The following is a 14,784-nucleotide window of genomic DNA, read 5'->3' on the forward strand; positions in this document are numbered from 1 at the left end:
CCGGGCGGGCTCCGGGGGCGCGGGGTGCGGCGAATTGTGGCCATCGTGATCGTCGCGGCCCGTTGTGGCCGTCGTGATGCGTCACGATCCGCCGGATCCGACACTGTGGGACGTAGGTCCCGATCCGGGCGATTGCCACAAGGGTGACCTAAAGCACTGACTTCGGGCCTTGCCCACAAGCCATACCCTCGTGCCAAAATAGGACAAGGAGCCTGACAAAGGTTCCTTCCGCCCAAGTATGGGCGGATAGATCGGTATTGCGTTCCTTGAGGGGTCTAGTGACGCCTGATCACGTTGTGACTGATCGTCACGACGGTGTGACTGTCCGCTATGGCATGGTCCATCGGCTTCCGCCGAGGTTGAACACCTGAGAGGGCAATTCCATCGGTTTGGCCGACGTGGTTGGACAGATGGTGTAGTTGTAGTGCCGAGGACAAGCCGTTCGTCCTATAACCGACTCGGCCCGCGTCTGCCATTTCGGGCAACGTGGGTCAAGGTGCAGAATTTAGAGGAAAGAACCGTGATGGTTCGGTTCTCCCGAGGAGGCCGCTCATGACCGCTCGCACCCCTGACGCCGAGCCGCTGCTTACGCCCGCCGAGGTCGCCACGATGTTCCGCGTGGACCCGAAGACGGTGACCCGCTGGGCCAAGGCAGGCAAGCTCACGTCCATCCGCACGCTCGGAGGGCACCGGCGTTACCGCGAGGCTGAGGTCCGCGCACTGCTCGCGGGCATCCCGCAGCAGCGCAGCGAGGCCTGAATAACCGCATAACCGGGCTGTTTCCGGGCCCCCCAACCCGTAAAAGCCCACTTGGCACGATCTGCTCGACCTGCTCCACCAAGCTCCACACAGCTCCATACGACGCGGCGCCCGCTCAGACGGGCCCACACCCGCTTCACCCGGGTACGTCATGAATCGCGCTGGACTCCGCCGGGTCCAGCGCGATTTTTTGTCTGTACGCCCGTCAGTTCGCCTGCGGCCGGCCCGATGGCGGTCCGCTGTCGAGGGTGCGGCCGCGGTGCCGCAGGGGGGGCCTGTGCGGCCCTGTGAGGGCCTGCCTGTACCGACCTCACGGTCTTGTTTCGTGCCACTGGAGGGCGGTGCAATTGCACATATTAAATTGACCGACTGTAGGGAGGGTGTAAGTTCCCTCTCTTGTGAAACTTGTTGGGTGACGCCCGTCACATGGTGTGGTGCTTGAAGGTGGTACGGCCGCTGCGGTAGTGAACTTTCGCCGCCATCGTTCAACAGCCTGCCACCGCACGGTGGGAGGGGAGGGCGCCGATGGTCACCGGGCCGAGGGACTTTCGTCCTCCGCCACGGAAGGCCCGCAGACGGCCGGTGGAGGGGCGGGGGTGCCCGCGGGCGCCTTGTCCCGCGAACGGGCCGCCTGCGGCTCCATGGCGAGCCGCAGGAGCTGATGGCAGATCGGACAGTGCCGTGTCAGATGGCGGTAGCCCGTCGCGGCCGCCAGATGGGCGCGTAACAGCGCCCTGGTCTCGTGCCGCACCGCCGTCGTCATCGTCGTCATCGCACGCGCCTCCCCGGCCCCCACGTCTCCTCTGTGGGTACCGGCGGTACGTGCCGCAGTCAAGATGCCCGACGGAGCCTGTCCGGTCCGCCGCACCCGGCAGGCCGAGCGCTCATCGGCACAGGGGCCGGACAGCACAACGGCCCGCATCCGATGAGGATGCGGGCCGAATCGATGCGGTCCTGACGGGATTTGAACCCGCGGCCTCCACCTTGACAGGGTGGCGAGCACTCCAAACTGCTCCACAGGACCTTGTTTTCGCTTTCCGCTTGCGGCGGGCTGCGAAGCAAGACTGTACAGCAGGTCAGGGGGTGTGGTCGAACCCGATGCCGGTGGCCGCGCCGGTGGCCCCGCTGAAGGCTAGGGCGCCGCCGCGTCCACCGCCTTCACGATGCGCTTGTCCGAGACCGGATACGCCGTCCCCAGCGCATGCGCGAAGTAGCTCACCCGCAGTTCCTCGATCATCCAGCGGATCTCCAGGGCCGTGGCCGGCACCGGGCGGCCCGCGGGGAACTGCTCCAGCAGCCAGGCGAATTCGTCCTGCATCTCCTTCACCTTCGCCATCCGGGTGCGGTCCCGCTCGGCGTTGGTGGGCAGCTGCTGGAGGCGGCGGTCGGCGGCCACCAGATAGCGCATCAGGTCCGGCAGCCGCTTGGCGCCGTGCGCGGTCACGAAACCCGGCTTGACGAGGGCCGCCAGCTGCTCCTTGACGTCCGCCAGCGACGGCAGCAGGGAGGGGAACGCCGTCGCCTTCAGCCGGCGCTCGCACGCCTGCCAGGCGGCCAGCACCTCCTGCACCTGCTGGATCGTCCGCAGCGTCGCGTCCACCAGATCGGCGCGCACCGCGTCGAACAGCTTCCGGAAGGACTCCTCGTCCCACGCCGGGCCGCCTCGGGCCGCGATCAGCCGGTCGGCGGCGGCCGTCACACAGTCCTCGAAGAGGGCCGGGATGGAGCCGTGCGGATTGCGGGACAGCGCGAGCTTCTGCTGGTTGGACAGCTTGTCCTGGGCGAACTTGGCGGGGTTGGAGGGAATGTTGAGCAGGATGAGGCGGCGGGTGCCCGCCCACATCGCCGTCAGCTGCTCCGCCTCGGTGTCGAAGAGGCGTACGGCGACGCTGCTGCCCTCGTCCACCAGCGCCGGGTACGCCTTCAGCGGCTGGCCTGCGCGCCGGGTCTCGAAGGTGCGCGGCAGCGTGCCGATCGTCCAGGAGGTCAGCCCGGTCCGCTGCTCCGGGCCCGCCGGCGCCCGGCCGTCGCCCGTGCCGCCCGCGCCGTCCCGGGCGGGCCGCTCGGCGGCCTGTTCGAACGCCTTGGAGATGGCGGCCCGGGTCTTCGGCTTGAGCTGGAGCCGCAGCGCTTCGAGGTCCTTGTTCTCGGCCACGTTGCGGCGCCGCTCGTCGACCACCCGGAACGTGATCTTGAGGTGGTCGGGGATCTTGCCGGTGTCGAAGTCCGCGGCCGCCACGGGCACCCCGACCATCCGTTGCAGCCCCGCGGCCAGGGAGGCCGTCAGGGCGCCTTGCAGCGGCACCGTGGAGTCCAGGAAGCGGGCGGCGAAATTCGGCGCCGGGACGTAATTGCGGCGGATCGGTTTGGGCAGTGACCGGATCAGCTCGGTCACCAGTTGCTCGCGCAGGCCCGGGATCTGCCAGTCGAAGCCCTCGGCGGAGACCTGGTTGAGGACCTGGAGGGGGATGTGGACGGTCACGCCGTCCGCGTCCGCGCCGGGCTCGAACTGGTAGGTGACCTTGAACTTCAGCTTTCCCTGGCGCCACGAGTCCGGATAGTCGTCCTTGGTGACGGCCCCGGCGGATTCGTTGATGAGCATCGAGTGCTCGAAGTTGAGGAGCTCGGGCTCCTCCTGGCGCCGCTTCTTCCACCAGGCGTCGAAGTGCGCCCCGGAGACGATGTCCGCCGGAATGCGCTGGTCGTAGAAGTCGAAGAGCGTCTCGTCGTCCACGAGAATGTCGCGCCGCCGGGCGCGGTGCTCCAACTCTTCGACCTCGCCGAGCAGTTTGCGGTTGTCATGGAAGAACTGGTGATGAGTACGCCAATCACCCTCGACCAGGGCATTGCGGATGAACAGATCGCGGGAGGTCTCCGGATCGATCCGTCCATAGGTGATCTTGCGCTGGGCGACGACCGGGACGCCGTAGAGCGTCACCCGCTCGTACGCCATCACCGCGGCCATCTTCTGTTCCCAGTGCGGCTCGCTGTATGTCCGCTTCACCAGGTGCTGCGCGAGCGGCTCGACCCATTCCGGCTCGATCTTCGCGTTCACCCGCGCCCAGAGGCGGGAGGTCTCGACCAGCTCCGCGGACATGACCCAGCGCGGCGGCTTCTTGAAGAGGGCGGAGCCCGGGAAGACCGCGAACTTTGCACTGCGGGCGCCCAGGTATTCGTTCTTGGCGTCCGTGTCCTTCAGGCCGATATGCGAAAGCAAACCGGAAAGCAAGGAAGTGTGGATGTGCTCGGGCGCCGCATCGTCCTCGCTGAGGTGAATGCCCATGGTCTTGGCGACCGAACGCAGCTGGGAGTAGATGTCCTGCCACTCGCGTATCCGCAGATAGTTCAGGAACTCGTTACGGCACATCCGCCGGAACGCGGAGGACGACAGCGCCTTCTGCTGTTCGCGGACATAGCGCCACAGATTGAGGAAGGCCAGAAAGTCGCTGGTCTCGTCCTTGAAGCGGGCGTGCTGCTGATCGGCCTGCTGCTGTTTGTCCGAGGGCCGCTCGCGCGGGTCCTGGATGGACAGCGCCGCCGCGATGACCATCACCTCGCGGACGCAGCCGTTGCGGTCGGCCTCCAGCACCATCCGGGCCAGCCGCGGGTCGACCGGCAGCTGGGAGAGCTTGCGGCCCATCGGGGTGAGCTGCTGACCCGTTCGCGTGCGGGCCGGGCCCGAACCGCCGGGCGCCCCGGCTTTCGCCCTGCCCTCCAGCGCGCCGAGCTCGTGCAGCAGATCGATGCCGTCCTTGATGTTGCGGCGGTCCGGCGGGTCGATGAACGGGAACTTCTCGATGTCACCGAGGCCGGCCGCGGTCATCTGGAGGATGACGGAGGCGAGGTTGGTCCGCAGGATCTCGGCGTCGGTGAACTCCGGACGGCTCAGGAAGTCGTCCTCGGAGTACAGCCGGATGCAGATGCCGTCGCTGGTACGGCCGCAGCGGCCCTTGCGCTGGTTGGCGCTGGCCTGCGAGACCGGTTCGATCGGCAGCCGCTGCACCTTGGTGCGGAAGCTGTAGCGCGAGATCCGGGCCATACCGGGGTCGATGACGTACCGGATGCCCGGGACGGTCAGCGAGGTCTCCGCGACGTTCGTGGCGAGCACGATCCGGCGGCCGGCGTGTTTCTGGAAGACGCGGTGCTGCTCGGCGTGCGACAGCCGCGCGTACAGCGGCAGCACCTCGGTGGCCCGGAGGTTCTTCTTGATGAGCGCGTCCGCGGTGTCGCGGATCTCGCGCTCGCCGGAGAGGAAGACCAGGATGTCGCCGGGCCCCGCGGCCTGGAGCTCGTCCACGGCGTCGCAGATCGCGGTGATCTGGTCGCGGTCGCCTTCCTGGCCGCCCTCCTCCAGCAGCGGGCGGTAGCGGACCTCGACCGGATACGTACGGCCGGAGACCTCGACGATCGGCGCGCCGGCCGGCGCCGCGTCGCCGTCCCCGGCGCCCACCGCCGCGAAGCTGCCGAAATGCCGGGCGAACCGCTCCGGGTCGATGGTCGCGGAGGTGATCACGACCTTCAGGTCCGGCCGCTTGGGCAGCAGCTGCGCCAGATAGCCGAGGATGAAGTCGATGTTGAGGCTGCGTTCGTGTGCCTCGTCGATGATGATCGTGTCGTACTGGCGCAGCTCGCGGTCGGTCTGGATCTCGGCGAGCAGGATGCCGTCGGTCATCAGCTTGACGAGGGTCTCGCCGCCGACCTGGTCGGTGAAGCGGACCTTCCAGCCGACCGCCTCGCCCAGCGGGGTCCGCAGTTCCTCGGCCACCCGCTCGGCGACCGTACGGGCCGCGATCCGGCGTGGCTGGGTGTGCCCGATCAGGCCGCGGACACCCCGGCCGAGCTCCAGGCAGATCTTGGGGATCTGGGTGGTCTTGCCGGAGCCGGTCTCGCCCGCGACGATCACGACCTGGTGGTCCCGGATCGCGGCGAGGATCTCGTCCTTCTTCTGGCTGACCGGGAGCTGTTCCGGGTACGTCACCTCGGGGACGGCGGCGCGCCGCCGGGCGACGCGCAGCTCCGCCTCGTCGATCCCGTCGGCGATCTCGGCGAGCACGGTGGCTCGGGCTTCGGGCTTACGGATCCGGCGCGCGCCGTCGAGTCGGCGCCCCAGCCGCTGCTGGTCGCGCAGCATCAGCTCGGGCAGTCGCTCCAGCAGGGCGGGCAGGGCGGGGGCAGGCTGACTGGTCATACGTCCTCCAGGATCTCACCTCCCCGAATCGACTGGCGAACCATTTGCGGGCGTCCGGCGGAACCGGGCGCCACGGGCGGGCGCCGCCGGGGCACGGATCGGACCGCGACGCCGGGGCACCCGCCCGGGTATGTCCGGCATTGGTGCTTTAGCGTGTCCATATGTCTGATCGGCGTGGTGATCCTGTTCCGCCCGGTGATCCTGTTTCGCACGGTGATCCGGTTCCGCACGGGGCGCACGGACGGCCGCCGACCTGGTCGCGGAGATGGGCGGCCGCCAGGAAGTCGCCGTTCCTGCCCGCGGTCGTGCTGATCTTCATCCTCGCCGCGGCGGCCGGTCTCTTCGCCGGGTCGTACACCTACACCATGGCGAACCCGACCCCGCGCCATATCCCCACCGCCGTCGTCGGCTCCAGCGACGCCCCGCGGCAGAAGGCGTTCGCCGACGGGATGGAGCAGGCGCTGAACGCCTCGCTCCGGCTGACGCTCTACCCCACGTACGGCGAGGCCAAGAAGGCCGTCGAGGAGCAGCAGGAGTTCGCGATCCTGCGGTTCCGCGGCAACGGGGTGGAGCTGGACGTGGCCGGTGCCGCGGGCGCGTCGGTGGCGCAGCTGCTGGCGGAGACCGGTCCGAAGGTCGCCAAGGAGGCCGGCGTGCCGGTGACCGTCCGGGACATCAAGCCGCTTCAGCAGGGCGATCCGCGCGGGCTGGCGCTCTTCTACATCTCGCTCGCCGCGGTGATCGTCGGCTTTGTCGGGGCGATCCAGCTCAGCGTGCACGCCGCCAGGCTCCGGCCGGCCGAACGGATCGCCTGCACCGTCGTCTACGCGCTGCTGGGCGCGTTCGCCATCGTGGCGGTGGTGGACTGGTGGCTGGGCGCGCTGCGGCTGCCGTTCATGGAGTCCTGGCTGATCCTGGCGCTGACGATGTTCACGACCGGCATGGTCTTCACGATGTTCAACACCCTGATGGGGCGCTGGGCGATGCTGCCCACCTGGGGACTGATGGTGCTGCTGGGCAACCCGTCCTCGGGCGGCGCGGTCTCCTGGCCGCTGCTGCCGTCCGTCCTCGGCTTCATCGGCCGCTGGCTGCCGCCTGGCGCCTCGGTCAACGCCCAGCACACCGCCGTCTATTTCAGAGGCTCCCAGCACCTCTTCCCGTTCCTGGTGCTGGGTGCCTGGGCGGTGGTGTCCTGCACCGTCTTCTGGGTCCTGCGGCACCGCCATCCGGGCGGCCGCGAGCCTGTGCCGGTCACGGCCTGAGTCCGGGTACGCACCTCGGCCGGGCCTCGGCCGAGGTGCGGGAGCAGAAGCACGAAGAAGGCCCCGATCCGATGGATCGGGGCCTTCTTCCAATGGGTGTGGCTGGGGCCGGGGTCGAACCGGCGACCTATCGCTTTTCAGGCGATCGCTCGTACCAACTGAGCTACCCAGCCGCAGCGGTCCTGACGGGATTTGAACCCGCGGCCTCCACCTTGACAGGGTGGCGAGCACTCCAAACTGCTCCACAGGACCTTGCAATGTGCGAAAGCGGCCTGAGCCAGTCTCGCACACGGTAATGCGTGCCCCCAACGGGATTCGAACCCGTGCTACCGCCTTGAAAGGGCGGCGTCCTGGGCCACTAGACGATGAGGGCTGATGGCCCACCTTGGCGTCTTGGCGACGCCGTCGGGGACGTGAGAAGCATATGGGATGGGGGGACGGTTCGCCAAAACGGATTACCGGGGGCCGTCGGAAGGGGGCCGGGACGGGTCGGGGGAAGGGCCCGGGGCGGGGTGGCGGAGAGGGCCGGACGGGGTGGCGCGCGCGGGTGACCTGGTCATTGTCCGGGGCGGTGAGGTGTTCGTGGCCGGCCGGGTGTGTCCGTGCGCCGCGTGTGTCGTGGCCGACGCGGACCCGGACGTGCGGGGTGCTGGGGCCGGGGACGGGGGCCAGGGGCGGGTCCCGGTGTCCGGAGCGGGGTCCGGCTGGGTGGCGGCGGCGCCAAGGCGGCGGTGCGGAGCTCGGTGGCGTCGGCGGCCGGGCGCGCCAACTTCTTGGGGCGGATGGTGCATTCGGCGCCGGTGGTGCGGGTGTTGCCGGCCGTCGGCGGGGCGGAATGGGGGAGAGCGGGCCGGAGGGCGTCGATGCCGGAACGGGCGGAGCGGTGCGGAGGGCTGCGGGCGGGGACCGTACGGCCGTGGTTTCGCGCGGTGGCGGTGCGGCCGTGACGATCGGTTGCGGGGCCGGTGGCGGAGAATGGGGGCGTGCTGGAAATGACGCGCGAGGAGTTCGAGGAACTGGTCGCCGAGGCGCTGGACCGGATCCCGCCGGAGCTGACCCGGCTGATGGACAACGTGGCGGTGTTCGTCGAGGACGAACCGCCGGCCGACGACCCCGGGCTGCTCGGGCTGTACGAGGGGACACCGCTGACCGAGCGCGGGGAGTGGTACGCCGGGGTGCTGCCGGACCGGATCACGGTCTACCGGGGGCCGACGCTGCGGATGTGCGAGACGCGGGCGGATGTGGTGGCGGAGACCGAGGTGACGGTCGTGCACGAGATCGCGCACCACTTCGGGATCGACGACGAGCGGCTGCACGCGCTCGGTTACGGCTGAGGGGATCGGGTGCCCGGTGCGCGTGTCCTCAGGCGGTGGGCGGGAGTTGGGCAGGGCGCCCGTCGCCGCTTCCTCGCGCTCCGGAGGTCCCGCCCGTGCGCCCGCTCACTTCGCGCCAATCCGACCTGACATCACAGCCACATGCGGGCCCGGTGCCCGCCGCCTGCCTGGATCCGTCGCCGGTGCCGGCCGCGCCCGCCGGCCGGGCGCTGGGCCGGGTGACCGCCGCCGCGGTGGCCGTCTCGGCGCTGGCCGCGTCGCTCGCCGGGTGCATGAGCGTGAGCGATCCGGAGTCGCCGAAACCGTCCGGCCGCGCCGCGCGGCACGGCGACGGGAAGGGGGCCGGCCCGGGGCCCGGCGGGCTGACGACGGACGGGCGTGGCGAGGGGCCGCGGCGGATGGGCCGTACCGCCGGGGACGCGCAGCGCCCGAACGGGGGCGAGAAATCGGAGCCGTCGGCGGGTGCGACGCCGACGGCATCCGTACGGGGTACGCCGGTGCTGCCGGTGAAGCCGTCCGGTCCGGTGCCCGGTGCGGGCGCGGCGCACGGCGGGTCCGCGGAGCACGGCGGTGAGCACACGGAGCGGCCCGCGGATCCGCCGCCCTCGCGGGCGGGCCGGCCGACGCCGCCACCGCCCTCGCCGACCCCCACGCCGTCGGTCACGAAGCCGGCGCCGGAGCCGAGCAGCTCCCCGCCGCCGAGTGTGCACGCGTCCGGTCCGTCGGCCGTTTCGCCGGTGTACCCGCAGATGGAGATGGATGCGTGAGGGGTGCGTGAGGTAGCGGGGGAGGGGCTGGAGGGGAGGGGAAGCAGGGGCGGGCGAGGGGGCCATTTGCCTTCCGGGGGGAGGAGTGCGTATGGTGGTAGATCGTTTGATCCCATTTGCCCGGCGCCAGACAGAAGCGCGCCGCGTGGCGCGTTCTCTCCCTTGCCGTGGCTGACCGCATAGAGGCGGTCTTTGTGAAATCACACGGAGTTTGGGCGCGTGCCGAGACTCCGGAAGGTTTCGCATTTCGCATGTCAATTTCCACTGAGCAGTCCGTCATGCCCGCAGACGACGAGCAGACGGCTCCCGAGACGCACGAGTCGGCCGAGACGGCCGCCGCGGTCGAGACGGCCGACACCACCGAGGCGACCGAGGCGACCGAGGCCGCCGAGCCCCAGGCCGAGTCGGCTGAGGCCGCTGAGGCCGCTGAGCCGACCATCACCTTCGCGGACCTCGGTCTGCCCGAGGGCGTCGTCCGCAAGCTGGCGCAGAACGGTGTCACCACCCCGTTCCCGATCCAGGCGGCGACCATCCCGGACGCCCTGGCCGGCAAGGACATCCTCGGCCGCGGCCGTACCGGCTCCGGCAAGACCCTCTCCTTCGGTCTGCCGCTGCTGGCCACGCTGTCCGGCGGCCACACCGAGAAGAAGAAGCCCCGCGGCGTCATCCTGACCCCGACCCGCGAGCTCGCGATGCAGGTCGCCGACGCGCTCCAGCCGTACGGCGACGTCCTCGGCCTGAAGATCAAGGTCGTCTGCGGCGGTACGTCCATGGGCAACCAGATCTACGCCCTGGAGCGCGGGGTCGACGTCCTCGTCGCCACCCCGGGCCGACTGCGCGACATCATCAACCGCGGCGCCTGCTCGCTCGCGAACACCCAGGTCGCGGTCCTCGACGAGGCCGACCAGATGTCCGACCTGGGCTTCCTGCCCGAGGTCACCGAGCTGCTCGACCAGGTGCCCGAGGGCGGTCAGCGGATGCTCTTCTCCGCCACGATGGAGAACGAGATCGGCACCCTCGTCAAGCGCTACCTGACCGACCCGGTCAGCCACGAGGTCGACAGCGCCCAGGGCAACGTCACGACCATGACGCACCACGTCCTCGTCGTGAAGCCGAAGGACAAGGCGCCGGTCACGGCCGCCATCGCCGCCCGCAAGGGCCGCACGATCATCTTCGTCCGCACCCAGCTGGGCGCCGACCGGATCGCCGAGCAGCTCGTCGAGTCGGGCGTGAAGGCGGACGCGCTGCACGGCGGTATGACGCAGGGCGCGCGTACCCGGGTGCTCGCGGACTTCAAGGACGGTTACGTCAACGCGCTCGTCGCGACCGACGTCGCCGCCCGCGGTATCCACGTCGACGGCATCGACCTGGTCCTGAACGTCGACCCGGCCGGTGACCACAAGGACTACCTGCACCGCTCGGGCCGTACCGCCCGCGCCGGCCAGTCCGGCACGGTCGTCTCGCTGTCGCTGCCGCACCAGCGCCGGCAGATCTTCCGCCTGATGGAGGACGCGGGCGTCGACGCCTCGCGCCACATCGTCGGCGGTGCCGGTGTCTTCGACGACGACGTCGCCCGGATCACCGGCGCGCGCTCGCTCACCGAGGTGCAGGCCGACTCGGCCAACAACTCCGCCAAGCAGGCGGAGCGCGAGGTGCAGGAGCTGACCCGCGAGCTGGAGCGCCTCCAGCGCCGCGCCACCGAGCTGCGTGAGGACGCCGACCGGCTGACCGCTCGGGCCGCGCGCGAGCGGGGCGAGGACCCGGCAGAGGCGGTCGCCGCCGCTGCCGCGACCCCCGAGCCCACCGAGGCCGTCGTACCGGCCCAGGCCGCTGCCGCGCCGGACGAGGCGCCGCGCCGCTCCGCCTCCTACGAGCGTCGGGACGACCGCCGCGACGACCGCGGCAACTTCGACCGCCGCGACCGCCGTGACGACCGCCGTGACGACCGCTCGGGCGGTGGCTTCAGCCGTGACCGTCGCGATGACCGCTCGGGTGGCGGTTTCAACCGTGACGACCGTTCCGGTGGCGGTTTTAACCGTGACCGTCGTGATGACCGTTCCGGTGGTGGTTTCAACCGTGACCGTCGTGACGACCGCTCGGGTGGCGGCTTCAGCCGTGACCGCCGTGATGACCGCTCGGGTGGCGGTTTCAACCGTGACGACCGTTCCGGTGGCGGTTTTAACCGTGACCGTCGTGATGACCGTTCCGGTGGTGGTTTCAACCGTGACCGCCGTGACGACCGCTCGGGTGGCGGCTTCAGCCGTGACCGTCGCGATGACCGTTCCGGTGGCGGTTTCAACCGTGACGACCGTTCCGGTGGTGGCTTCAACCGTGACCGCGGCGACCGCCCCGCCCGCCCGTTCAACCGCGATGACCGTTCCGGTGGGCGTCCGTCCTCCGGTGGCTACCGCTCCGGCGGCGGCGACCGTCCGTTCAACCGTGACGACCGTTCCGGTGGGCGTCCGTCCTCGGGCGGCTTCCGCTCCGGCGGCGGCGACCGCCCCTACGGCCGCCGCGACGACCACCGTGGCTCCGGCACCTCGACCGGCTCCTTCGGCCGCCGCGACGACAAGCCGCGCTGGAAGCGCAACGGCTGATCTGGTCTGACCCGATCTGATCCGGCTTGATCTGCTCCGACCTGAGCAGATCGGATCGATCGCTTCCGCCCGGTCGCCGAGCGGAAGAGCTGATCCACCACAGGGCCCGTACGACACACAAGTGCCGTACGGGCCCTGTGCGTTGTGCGGGCGGCGGGCGTGGACCGGGCTGCCGGGGGCGCCCGGTCCCGGTCCGCCGCCGACGCCTCCCGCGCCCCGGTGAGCCGGCCGGGGGCCTGTGCCTTCGGGCTTCGGCGCGTCCTCGGGCTATGCTGCTCGGTGCGGGCCATTAGCTCAATTGGCAGAGCAGTGGACTTTTAATCCATTGGTTCAGGGTTCGAGCCCCTGATGGCCCACCAGAAGCTTCGCGATACAGCGGCTCTGAACTGCTGCGCAGCGCCCCGTCCGGGATCTTTCGGACGGGGCGCTGCGTCGTTCGGTGTGCTGCCTCCGCCTCGCGTGGTGATCGTGGCGATGTGATGTGGTTCACGAGGTGTGATCGGCGGGTGATGGGTGCTTGCCGGGAGGCGGCGGAAGGCGACGAGGGCCCGGGAGGGGCGCTGGCCGCCGGGTGCCGGTGTCATGGGCCCGTCCTGCGGCTGATGGGCCTCGGGCGCACGCCGGTCGCGTTCGCCGCGTACGCCACTGTCCCCGCGTTCCCTGCGTTCCCTGCGTTCCCTGCGTTCGCCATGGTGGTGCCGGCCGGGCTCGGTGGCCGCCGGGGTTGCCGCAATGTGTGACATGGGGGCCCGCCGGCGTCCGCTCGTGCCCCGGTCGCCGGAGCTTCGTGGCTGCGGCAACGCCCTTTATCCTTGCCCGAGTTCAGTCGGCCGTATGGGGACGATCACCGGGGGATCAGATCGATATGAGCAGTGCCAAGAGTGGCGAACCGGACGATGATTTCGGGCGCATACCGCCACTCGCGCCGGGCGACCCGCAACGGATCGGGCCCTATCTGCTGCTCGGCCGGCTCGGGGCCGGGGGGATGGGCCGGGTGTTCCTGGCCCGGTCCGAAGGCGGGCGCACGGTAGCCGTCAAGGTGGTGCACGAGGAGCACACGTCGAATGCGCACTTCCGGGCCCGCTTCCGCCGGGAGATCGACGCGGCGCGGCGCGTCGGCGAACGCTATACGGCACCCGTACTCGACGCGGACCCCGATGCCGACCGGCCCTGGGTGGCCACGGGCTATGTGCCCGGTCCCTCCCTGGAGCAGGTCGTCCGCCGGTACGGCCCGCTGCCCGCGGACTCCGTACACGCGCTGGCCGACGGCCTGCTGCGCGCGCTCAAGGACATCCACGCGGCGGGGATCGTGCACCGTGATCTGAAGCCGTCCAATGTGATGCTCACCGTTGAGGGCCCCCGGGTCATCGACTTCGGCATCGCGCGCGCTCTGCAGACCTCGGTGGAGTCCCTGCTGACCAGCACCGGAATGGTCATCGGCTCGCCCGGATTCATGTCGCCCGAGCAGGTCCGCGGCCAGGAGGCGGGGACCGCGAGCGATGTCTTCACGCTCGGCTGCGTCCTGATGTACGCGGCGACGGGCCTGCTGCCCTTCGGGCAGGGCGCGGGCAATCAGCACGCGGTGATGTACCAGATCGCCGAGGACGATCCCGATCTGAGCGAGGTGCGGGACGAGGCCCTGCGCACCCTGATCGCCCGCTGTCTGGCGAAGGACGTCGCAGGGCGCGCGGGCGTGGGCGAGCTGCTGGCGGATCCCCCGCGGCAGGCGACGGCGAACGGCGTATGGCTGCCCGCGGAGCTCGTGGCGCACCTGGCACGGCAGGCGGCGCGGCTCCTGGACGCGGAGGCGGCTCCCGTACGGGAGCCGGGCGCGGCTCCGGCGGCGGACGCGTCGGCTTCGTCGGCGGACGCGTCGTCGGCCCCGGGGACCCCCGACCGCGCCACGGTCGGCCTCCGGGGGAAGTCCCCGGCCCCGGCCCTGGACCTGGCGCCAGCCCCGGCTGTGTTTTCGGCCTCGTCCGTCGGCGAAGCCGAGAAAGCGGCACCCGGAGGCGGGGAGGCAGGGGAGCCACGGGAGGCAGGGCGGTCACCGGCCAAGACCCCGGAGCGGGAGCGGCGGTCTCGCCGGCCGATGGTCATTGTGGCCGCGGTCGCCGTGGTCGGGGTCGGTGGTGGCGGCGCCGTGACCCTGCTCCAGCCCGACAGCGGCCCGCAAGCCGGGCGCCCCGGCAACGTCCGGACCACCTCGCCGACTCCCGGTGGCTCCTCGGTGCTGCCCGGTTCTTCACCGCCCCAGGGCGCGAGCTCTCCACAGGGCTCCGATGACAAGGGCAAAAGCGAAGCCACCGACGGAGGAGAAGGCGGAGGTGGCGGCAAGGAGAAAGAGGGCCAGGGCAAAGGCGGTACGGCGGGCCGGGGTGAGGGCTCAGCGGGGCAGCCGTCGGCCTCCGGCGGTTCGGACCCTGGGAGCTCCGGTGGCTCCAGCTCCTCCGGCGGTTCGAACACCGCGAACTCCGGCGGCGGTGCGGGCGGTTCCGGTACGGCCGGCGGCGGTACTTCCGACGGCGGCAAGGTCCCCTCGTCCTTCGTCGGCACCTGGAGTCTCACCGGTCAGTACGCCATCCAGCCGGGCACGCTGATCATCTCCCGGGCCGCCACGGGCGGTCACGCCGTCCGGCTCATCAGCGATATCACCGGTACGGGCCACTGCGAGAACGTGGCCAAGCTCGTCTCCGTGGCGGGTGGCGGGAACCGCATCAACATCGGCCCCGCCGTCGTGGACCAGGCCCGGTCGACGGGAATCTGCGGAACCTCGGACCCCTCGTACCTGATCCTCGACGACCCGAGCGGCATCCGCCACAACGTGGGGCCCGCCCACGGCGACGGATACCACTACGAGCGGGCCAGCTGAGGGAC

8 protein-coding genes and 5 tRNA genes are annotated in these 14,784 nt (G+C 70.6%); 7 read left to right on the top strand and 6 right to left on the bottom strand.

Annotated features, from left to right (window positions below; all coding sequences use genetic code 11):
• Window positions 1-552 precede the first annotated feature (552 nt).
• Entirely contained in the window at window positions 553-759 is a 207-nt protein-coding gene (gene bldC / locus ACLJWH_RS22280) for a developmental transcriptional regulator BldC (protein ID WP_003949541.1), read from the top strand.
• Between the two features lie 529 nt (window positions 760-1,288).
• On the opposite strand, the gene ACLJWH_RS22285 is transcribed toward bldC, so the two are convergent.
• From ACLJWH_RS22285 to hrpA, 3 genes are all read right to left on the bottom strand, one after another.
• Window positions 1,289-1,522 (bottom strand): DUF6274 family protein, encoded by a 234-nt coding sequence (locus ACLJWH_RS22285; RefSeq protein WP_411143530.1) that lies wholly within the window; start codon window positions 1,520-1,522, stop codon window positions 1,289-1,291.
• Between the two features lie 186 nt (window positions 1,523-1,708).
• A tRNA-Asp gene (locus ACLJWH_RS22290) sits at window positions 1,709-1,783 on the bottom strand.
• A gap of 108 nt (window positions 1,784-1,891) precedes the next feature.
• On the bottom strand, window positions 1,892-5,947 hold the full coding sequence (gene hrpA, locus ACLJWH_RS22295) for an ATP-dependent RNA helicase HrpA (protein ID WP_411143496.1): 4,056 nt from the start codon (window positions 5,945-5,947) through the stop codon (window positions 1,892-1,894).
• Between the two features lie 161 nt (window positions 5,948-6,108).
• Here hrpA and ACLJWH_RS22300 point away from each other — a divergent pair, with 161 nt between their 5' ends.
• On the top strand, window positions 6,109-7,209 hold the full coding sequence (locus tag ACLJWH_RS22300; RefSeq protein WP_411143497.1) for an ABC transporter permease: 1,101 nt from the start codon (window positions 6,109-6,111) through the stop codon (window positions 7,207-7,209).
• 99 nt (window positions 7,210-7,308) lie between these two features.
• Here ACLJWH_RS22300 and ACLJWH_RS22305 read toward each other — a convergent pair.
• The 3 genes from ACLJWH_RS22305 to ACLJWH_RS22315 all read right to left on the bottom strand — a co-directional run bounded on the left by ACLJWH_RS22305 (window position 7,309) and on the right by ACLJWH_RS22315 (window position 7,582).
• Window positions 7,309-7,382 (bottom strand) — tRNA-Phe (locus tag ACLJWH_RS22305).
• 4 nt (window positions 7,383-7,386) lie between these two features.
• A tRNA-Asp gene (locus ACLJWH_RS22310) sits at window positions 7,387-7,461 on the bottom strand.
• A 48-nt stretch (window positions 7,462-7,509) separates the two neighbouring features.
• Window positions 7,510-7,582, bottom strand: a tRNA-Glu gene (locus tag ACLJWH_RS22315).
• 610 nt (window positions 7,583-8,192) lie between these two features.
• On the opposite strand from ACLJWH_RS22315, the gene ACLJWH_RS22320 reads away from it, so the two are divergent.
• The 5 genes from ACLJWH_RS22320 to ACLJWH_RS22340 all read left to right on the top strand — a co-directional run bounded on the left by ACLJWH_RS22320 (window position 8,193) and on the right by ACLJWH_RS22340 (window position 14,779).
• On the top strand, window positions 8,193-8,543 hold the full coding sequence (locus ACLJWH_RS22320) for a metallopeptidase family protein (RefSeq protein ID WP_052858520.1): 351 nt from the start codon (window positions 8,193-8,195) through the stop codon (window positions 8,541-8,543).
• Window positions 8,544-8,695: 152 nt separating this feature from the next.
• Entirely contained in the window at window positions 8,696-9,310 is a 615-nt protein-coding gene (locus ACLJWH_RS22325; RefSeq protein WP_411143498.1) for a hypothetical protein, read from the top strand.
• A gap of 251 nt (window positions 9,311-9,561) precedes the next feature.
• A complete protein-coding gene (locus tag ACLJWH_RS22330) occupies window positions 9,562-11,907 on the top strand; it encodes a DEAD/DEAH box helicase (RefSeq protein WP_411143499.1) in 2,346 nt (781 codons plus the stop codon).
• A 283-nt stretch (window positions 11,908-12,190) separates the two neighbouring features.
• Window positions 12,191-12,266, top strand: a tRNA-Lys gene (locus ACLJWH_RS22335).
• 506 nt (window positions 12,267-12,772) lie between these two features.
• Window positions 12,773-14,779 (top strand): serine/threonine-protein kinase, encoded by a 2,007-nt coding sequence (locus tag ACLJWH_RS22340; RefSeq protein WP_411143500.1) that lies wholly within the window; start codon window positions 12,773-12,775, stop codon window positions 14,777-14,779.
• Window positions 14,780-14,784 lie beyond the last annotated feature (5 nt).

Origin of the sequence: Streptomyces sp. x-80 (genome assembly GCF_046549095.1) — a bacterium.
Classification (GTDB): Bacteria; Actinomycetota; Actinomycetes; order Streptomycetales; family Streptomycetaceae; genus Streptomyces; species Streptomyces celluloflavus.